The sequence below is a fragment of the Desulfosarcina sp. genome (assembly GCF_041551955.1).
Lineage (GTDB): Bacteria > Desulfobacterota > Desulfobacteria > Desulfobacterales > Desulfosarcinaceae > Desulfosarcina.
The window spans coordinates 1-7,892 of record NZ_JBFELV010000231.1 but is presented as its reverse complement, the minus strand read 5'-3'; the positions used below and the strand labels follow the sequence as shown (position 1 = coordinate 7,892).

Annotated in this window: 8 protein-coding genes and 1 pseudogene; all 9 read left to right on the top strand. The window is 52.2% G+C overall.

What is annotated here, in order from left to right:
- On the top strand, positions 1-486 hold a 486-nt coding region (locus tag ABYV26_RS16175; RefSeq protein WP_372682389.1), incomplete at its 5' end, for a M20/M25/M40 family metallo-hydrolase.
- Positions 487-539: 53 nt separating this feature from the next.
- On the top strand, positions 540-1,589 hold the full coding sequence (gene dctP / locus ABYV26_RS16170; protein WP_372682388.1) for a TRAP transporter substrate-binding protein DctP: 1,050 nt from the start codon (positions 540-542) through the stop codon (positions 1,587-1,589).
- 74 nt (positions 1,590-1,663) lie between these two features.
- Positions 1,664-2,248 (top strand): TRAP transporter small permease, encoded by a 585-nt coding sequence (locus ABYV26_RS16165; protein WP_372682387.1) that lies wholly within the window; start codon positions 1,664-1,666, stop codon positions 2,246-2,248.
- Positions 2,245-3,534, top strand: coding sequence for a TRAP transporter large permease (locus tag ABYV26_RS16160; protein ID WP_372682386.1), 1,290 nt, complete (start codon positions 2,245-2,247; stop codon positions 3,532-3,534). Before ABYV26_RS16165 ends, ABYV26_RS16160 begins: the two co-directional genes overlap by 4 nt.
- Before the next feature lie 18 nt (positions 3,535-3,552).
- Positions 3,553-4,587, top strand: coding sequence for a pyridoxal-phosphate dependent enzyme (locus ABYV26_RS16155; protein WP_372682385.1), 1,035 nt, complete (start codon positions 3,553-3,555; stop codon positions 4,585-4,587).
- Positions 4,584-5,615, top strand: a complete 1,032-nt coding sequence (dctP, locus tag ABYV26_RS16150; RefSeq protein WP_372682384.1) for a TRAP transporter substrate-binding protein DctP — start codon at positions 4,584-4,586, stop codon at positions 5,613-5,615. The genes ABYV26_RS16155 and dctP (ABYV26_RS16150) overlap by 4 nt, the downstream gene beginning before the upstream one ends.
- Positions 5,616-5,629: 14 nt before the next feature.
- Positions 5,630-6,007: a RidA family protein gene (locus tag ABYV26_RS16145; RefSeq protein WP_372682383.1), complete on the top strand. Its 378-nt coding sequence runs from the start codon at positions 5,630-5,632 to the stop codon at positions 6,005-6,007.
- Between the two features lie 94 nt (positions 6,008-6,101).
- On the top strand, positions 6,102-7,286 hold the full coding sequence (locus tag ABYV26_RS16140; protein WP_372682382.1) for a M24 family metallopeptidase: 1,185 nt from the start codon (positions 6,102-6,104) through the stop codon (positions 7,284-7,286).
- 369 nt (positions 7,287-7,655) lie between these two features.
- A pseudogene (locus ABYV26_RS16135) lies at positions 7,656-7,892 on the top strand (hypothetical protein); the annotation flags it as partial.

Genomic DNA, 7,892 nt, shown 5'->3' with positions numbered 1-7,892 from the left:
GACAAGGTTGAAATGGAAGGCTCTATCCGCTTTTTATACAAGGGAGGTCCCGACAGCATCGAGCAGCCGACTGAAAGGTTCGTGCGGATTAGTGAGCAGGTCTGCCGCACGCACCGTTGCACCTGCGAGATCGACATCACCCACGAGAACATCCCGTTGATCAACGATCCGCAAATGACCCTGCTGGCCCGCAGGACCGCAGAAGCGGTGTTCGGCGGGAAAGATGCCGTCATCGACAACGTCACCAGCGCCAGCGAGGACTTCTCGGAGTTCAGCGAGCGCGTCCCCGGGGTGTTTATGTTTCTCGGTGCCGGCAACGTGCGGAAGGGCACGACCGTTTCCCATCATAACCCACGGTTTAACATCGACGAAGACGTCCTATCAAACGGGGTGGCCATGCTTGTGCATGGTGCGCTGAATTATTTCAACACAACCGGAATTGTAAAGGGAGGTGAACACGGGACACGACACACAACTGACATGTAATCTCAATAGCCGCAGGCTCGTTCCAACGAGCTGCAGATGAAAGGAGTTGGACCATGAAGAGAATCATTTTGCTGTTAACTGCCGTTTTTATTATCACCCTCTTTGGCACCGCTATGGCCGCCAGCTACACCGGACCGGCGGTCAAAGCCAAACTGGCCTCGGAAGAGATCGAAGGTGACTTCATGACCGTCTGGGCCAGGAATTTTTCTGACCACATGAAAAAATGGTCCGGCGGTAAAATCGACATCGAAGTATACCCCTACGGCACGCTGGGCAATACCGGCGACATCAATGAGCTAGCCCAGATGGGCGTCGTTCAATTCGTCTTTTCCGATCATGCCTGGATCAGCTCCTTTGTGCCCCAGGCCCAGGCCCTTGCGCTGAACTACATCTTTCCCACCGAAAAGGTGCCCGAAGTCCTCGACTGGATGGCCAAAAATGGTGAGTTTTTGCCGCTGCTGGAAAAAGCTTTCCGTAAAAACGATCTCGTGCCGCTGGCGATCATGTTCGAAGGCTGGCAGTGGGTTACGTCGGATAAGGAGATCAAGTCCCTGGATGACATGCAGGGACTAAAGCTGCGGCTGATGTCTTCTAAATTGCTTGTTGAGGACTACAAGGCTTACGGTGCCAGCCCCACCCCCATGAGTTATGGGGAAGTTTACAGCGGCCTACAGATGGGACTGATCGATGCCCAGGTGAACCCGCTGTTCGCCATTTACAGCATGAAGTTTTATGAGGTGCAGGACCACCTCACCCAATTGAAAAGCGAACCGTTCATCGGCATCCCCACGGTCAACCAAGCCTTTTTCGACGGCCTGACCAAAGACGCCCAGGAGGAGATGCGCAAGTTCTGGATCGAGGCCATCGTCCCCGCCGGCAACTGGATCACCGAGCGCAACGCTTCGGATTTGGAGAAGATGAAGGCGGCCAAACCGTCGCTGAAAATCAACGTCCTCGACGATGCGACCATTGCCACATTCAAAGCGAAGGCTGAAACGGTCTATCCGCAATATACCCAAATCGGGGGAGAGGGCGCCAAGGCCGTCCTGGATGCCATGCTGCAAGACATCGAGAATGCCAAAAAAGCCCTCAACATTAAATAACCGAGTAAATTGGTTCTGCCGCGGCCGCCAAGGCTGCGGCAGAACCAATCGCTCCAGCACCTGAGGTCAAATCCATGAAAAAAGACACTGAAAATTCGGCTAAACCTGGTGTTCTGCGAAGGTTCAACCGCGCCGTGGGCAAGGTGGTCAATGCGGTGGAAGTCTCTATTCTGGTCTTTTGCGTAGCATCTTTGGGCATCTTATTGATCGTTAATGTGTTGGCGCGCACGTTTTTCCAAAGTATTTATTTTGCCGAAGAGGTGTCCAAGTTTTTGGTGATGTTGATGACCTTCACCGGTGTGAGTTACGGCGTTCGTAAAGCGCGCCACATCCGTATGGGGGCCTTTCTGGATTCCATGCCGCCAAAAATGGAAAAAACGTTTATCATCATCATCTCCTTGGTCAGCGCCGTCGTGATGGCGATCATGGCCTGGGCCTCGTGGGAATATTTGATCAACGCCATGTCCAAAGGGCACATGACCCCCGCACTTCAGGTGCCCAGTTGGACCTTTTATGTAATTATTCCCATTGGCTTCGGGCTTGCCTGCATCCAGTACATCCGCACGATACTAAAAAATTTCATCGAAAAGGACCCCTGGCAGAGTCCGGACCAGCAGAGCGAATACGAAGATGAAGAAATCGGAGGCGCGCAGATATGACACTTTTCGGAATCTCACTGGCAACCATGCTGCTGTTCGGGTTTCCTTTCATGGTCACGCTGCTAGGCTCATTGATCCTGTACTTATACGTGTATATGCCCGATTTTGCGCCGAAGATGATCATCACCATGGTACAGCAGGTGATTACCGGCGTGACGCCTCCGGCGCTGGTGTGCGTGCCCATGTTCATTCTTTCCGCCAGCATCATCACATCGGGTGAGTCCGCCAACCGCCTGATTCGCATGCTGAAGGTCTTCGTCGGCCATCTGCCCGGCGGCCTGCCCATCACCACCAATGCCAGCTGCACGCTCTTCGGTGCCGTATCGGGGTCCACCCAAGCCACGGTGGCAGCCATCGGCGGCACCATGCGGCCCATGCTGCTGGAAGCCGGCTATAAAAGCTCGTTTACTTTGGGGTTGATCATCAACGCCAGCGACATCGCTTTTTTGATTCCGCCCAGCATCGGGTTTATCGTATACGGTGTGGCCACCAGCACCTCCATCGGAATGCTTTTTCTATCCGGTATCTTTCCCGGTCTGATGATCCTGGCGATGTTCTCCATTTATTGCTACGCCTACTCAAAAGTTAAAAAGATTCCCACCCTTGCCAAGGCGAGTTGGACCGAGCGGTTGGCAGCGGTCAGGGATGGCCTGCCGGTCATGGGGTTTCCCATGATCATCGTGGGTGGCATCTATGCGGGATTCTTCAGCCCCACCGAGGCCGCTGCCGCAGCCGTGCTCTATGCGCTGATCCTGGAAACGATTGTCTATAAAAGCCTGACCTTTGAGCGTATCGTGGCTGCGTTTTTACAGACCGGTGTCATTACCGGCGTGGTCTTCATTCTGGTCGGCGCCGGCCAGGCATTTTCCTTTTTGATCGGTTTCCTGCAGATTCCGGCCAAGCTGCTGCCGCCGCTTTTCGGAACCGATCCGTCGATGTTGTGGGTGATTACCATCGTCTGCGTTGTCTATTTTGTTGCCTGTATGTTTGTGGACCCCATCGTGGCCATATTTATCCTCAGTCCCATTTTTCAACCCTATGTCGTTAGCGCGGGTGTCGACCCCATCTTGCTGGGAACCTTGGTGACGCTGCAAGCGGCCATCGGTTCGGCTACGCCGCCCTTCGGATGCGATATCTTCACTGCCCAACTCATATTCCGGCGACCTTACCTCGAAGTGATCGGCCATGCGCTGCCATTTTTGCTGATTCTCATTCTGGCGACAATCATCCTGATTGTCTTCCCTCAAATCGCCTTGTTTTTGCCGAACATGGCCATGGGTGGATAAGTGGGTAAAGGATTAACCATGAAGCAAATGCCAACCCTGCTTGACGTTTACCAGGCCCAACGCCGTATCCGACCCATGATCAGGCAAACCCCGCTGATGGCCGCGGTTGAGTTGGCCTCAGGAACTGGCGCTCAAAGTATTCATCTGAAAATGGAAAACCTGCAGAACACCGGGGCCTTCAAGGTGCGGGGGGCGGCCAATAAAATCCTCAGCCTCGATGGCAAAGCTCAACTGCGCGGTGTGATCACCTTTTCGACAGGCAATCACGGCAAAGCAGTCGCTTACGTGGCCGGGAAAACGGGTATCAAGGCGGTGGTATGCCTTTCGGAGCATGTCGCTCCCTACCGGATGGCGGCAATTCGGAAACTCGGGGCGGAAGTGTCTGTAAAAGGCCACTCCCAGGATGAAGCCGAAAAGAACTATCAGGCGTTGACCATCTCCGAGGGACTTGTCCCGGTGGTCCCATTTGACGATCCGCTGATCATTGCCGGCCAGGGAACCATCGCGCTTGAAATTATGGAAAAGCTTCCCGATACTGATGTGTTGATGATACCGCTTTCAGGCGGTGGTCTATTGGCAGGAATCGCGATGGCCGCCAAAACCATCAATCCGGGCATTCATATCGTGGGCGTTTCACTCGAGCAGTCTCCAGCTATGCTGGAAAGTCTAAGCGCCGGTAGGCCCATTCATGTTGAGGAAAAAGACTCCATCGCCGATTCGCTATTGGGCGGTATCGGCGATGAGAATAGATACACGTTGTCGATGGTTGAAAAATTTACGGATGAACATCTCTTGATCTCTGAAGCGGAAATTAAAGACGGTATGTTTTATCTTTTCGATAGGCATCGGTTGATCGTAGAAGGTGCCGCTGCCGTCGGTATCGGTGCCCTCTTGAATCGAAAGATCAATGTAAAAGGTAAAAAAGTTGTTGCATTGCTTTCCGGAAGCAGTATCGATTCCGATGAATATATTCGCATCATTCAAAGCAGGCTTTCCAGTGGGCGAGAACGGGGAGTGTCTTCTTTTTCAGATGTAAAAGGGAGTCAGCCATGAGACAAAAAACAGCGCTTATGTTGATACTTGTTGGTTGCGCTCTAATCTATGGATTCACCGGGCCCGCCATGGCGGTCGAATACGAGTGGCGAGTGGCTCTGGAAGAGATTGAAGGCAGCATGCAACATGAGTACGTCAAAAGGTTTGTTGAAATTTTAGAGGAAAAATCCAACGGAAAGATTAACTGCCGAATCCATTTTTATGGAGAACTTGGCACTTCTGGTGATATCCTGAAACTTCTGCAAAAAGGAGATCTACAGTTTGCCTTTCAATCACCTGGACACCTGGGCGCTTATATCCCCGAGGCTCAGGTCTTTTCCATTCACTACCTTTTCCCGACAGATTCCAGCCTTCTTGAAAAAATCCTGCGCAAAGGACCGAACACATATAAAGTGCTTGGAAAATACTACCAAAAAAACCAACTGGAACTGCTGTCGATTATCGAAGAAGGCTGGCAGATATGGACGGCCAATAAACCACTGCGGAAACCTGCTGATTTCGAAGGGCTTACCTTTCGGGTCATGTCCTCTCCGTTTCTCATTACGGCTTATCGCCTCTATGGCGCTTACGTGATAACCACCCCCTACGATCAGATTTATTACAATCTCGACGTCGGTAGAATTGATGCTGAAACGCAGCCCTTTTTCGCTATTCAGGAAATGAAGTTCTACGAAGTCCAGGATTACATGATTAAAGCCGATCAGCTGCCGTTTATCTGCACTTTTGCCGCCAATCATGAATTCATCATGCAACTGCCTGGGAATATTCGGGCGCTGATAGACGATGCCATTGAAAGCGCCGATGAACATATTTTCGATTTAGAGCCCAAGTTGAACGAAGAACGCAAGCAGATGATCTTGAGGGCCAAGCCAACCATTAAGTATATTGAATTGACAGATGAGGAGATTGCCGTTTTCAAGGAAAAAGCTAAACCGCTCCGCCAAAAATACTTGAAGATGGGTGGTGAAGGGGCAAAGGAAGTCTTGGATGCGGTAATCAAAGATATCAAGTGGGCTGAAGAAAAATAATCAGGAGGCAAACCATGCAAAAAGAGATTGTGTATAGTGAGAAAGCACCCGAACCGGGCCCATATTCCCAAGCGATCAAATATGGCAACCTGGTTTTCGTTTCCGGACAAACATCAGACGATCCGGTAACGCACCAACCGATTAAGGATTCGGTAGCTTCTCAAACGGAGCGCATCCTGACCCATATCAAGTATATTTTGGCGGCCGCCGGTTCAGGACTAGATAAAGTGCTGAAAGTCAATGTTTACCTGTCTGAATGGGAGCACAAGCAAGAGATGAACACGGTTTACCGGAAATTCTTCCCACATGATCCGCCAGCGCGTATTGCAATGGCCGTCAAAGGACTGGATGCTGGGTTGGACGTGGAGATTGATTGTATCGCGGGCTGTTGATCGGCCTCTATACAACCCGCGACCTGAACACGGTTTCTCTGCCAAGCGAAATCGTTATCAGGTCAATCAGTTAACGAGTTCTGGAGAGAGGGTCATGCAAAAAAAAATGATCTTTCCCGTAAACGAGTATGCCCGCCGGATTCGACGAACCAAGGAGATGATGGACAGGCGCGGTATGGAACTGTTGCTGGTGAACGATCCGGCCAACATGAACTACCTGACCGGTTATGACGGCTGGTCTTTTTACGTTCACCAGGGGGTTATCCTCTCTCTGGATGCCGATGATCCGATGTGGTTCGGTCGGCAGCAGGATGCCAACGGTGCACGGCTGACCACCTGGCTGCCGGATGAATGCATTTTCGGCTACCCGGATGAGTATGTGCAGTCGCGCTACACCCACACCATGCGTTACGTGGCCCAACTGCTGCGTGACAAGGGCCTGGCAGATAAACGCCTGGGCCTGGAGATGGATGGTTACTGGTTCAGTGCCCGGATGTATCTCACCCTGCAGGAGGAGTTGAACGGGGCGAACCTGATGGACGCCACCAATCTGGTCAACTGGGTCAAAATCGTCAAATCCGATGCGGAGATCGCCTATATGCGGCAGGCGTCGCGCATATGCGAAAAGGTCATGCAGACCGCCATCGACGAAATTTCACCCGGTGTATGGGAAAAAGATGTGGCTGCCATGGTGTCGGCAGCCCAGATTGCCGGCACCGATGAATTCGGCGGCGCACCCCCGGCGATTTTTCCGATCATGCCCTCGGCGGAAAGGACATCTACCGCACACCTGACCTATGATCCGGACCGTCAGTACGCCCAAGGCGATGTGGTGCTGCTGGAACTATGCGGCGCTCGACATCGTTATCACGCGCCGCTTTCCCGCACGCTCTTCCTCGGCGACCCGCCAGACGATCTTCTCAAAACCGCCGATGGCGTGGTGACCGGCCTGCAGGAGACGCTCCAATTTATCGGCCCGGGTGTAACGGCCGAAGAGGTGGAGGCGCGCTGGCGGGCGGCCATCGCCCACACCGGTGTGGTCAAACCCTCACGGGTCGGCTATTCATACGGGCTGAATTATGTGCCGGACTGGGGCGAACATACGCTGAGCCTTCGGCCGGGCGATAAAACGGTGTTGGCGCCTGGCATGACCATTCACTTCATGCCGGGCATCTGGCTGGATAGTTACGGCTTTGAATGCAGCGAACCGGTGCTGATCACAGACAGCGGGTGTGAGAAATTTATTGAATTTCCTCAGCAGCTGTTTATCAAAAACTAATCCATGAACGTTTGATCGGTGCAGCTTGCTTCGGGGCGGCACTGGCATTGTGGTCGGGGCAGCTTGGCAGTGGAGTCCAGCGGGGACATTTTTTGGGGCTTTTAGCGTCGTTGTGCCTCGGAATCACCTTTATCTTGATACGTCGAATCCGTGCCGACAACAACCCATTGACTCCATTTTATATATTTGTCTTGCAGGAATCGTCGTCAGTATCAGACCGGTGTTTCTACAACCAGCAACAGTGACTATCTCAGTCGGTCCTCAAAAAACATTTATCTATCAGAAAACATTGGTAAAATAACCCATTTTGTGCTATGTTATTTGCAAGATTTCAACCCTTTATCCACTCATTTCTCGCAAATTTTAGCCATGAAACCCAAGCCATCTGCACACAAAAACAGGCAAAGAGATCTGTTCCGACCTGAGCTCACGAAAATCATCGATCCCGGGCATGGGCTAGTAAAACTAGCCAAAGCGGTCAAGCCCCACCAGCTCAAACGGGTCAACGTGGACACGACCGTACAGGAAAAAGATATTCGCTTTCCCACCGACGCCAGGTTGTATGACCGCGCCAGACGGTGTACCCGGAAACTGAAAACCTATCTG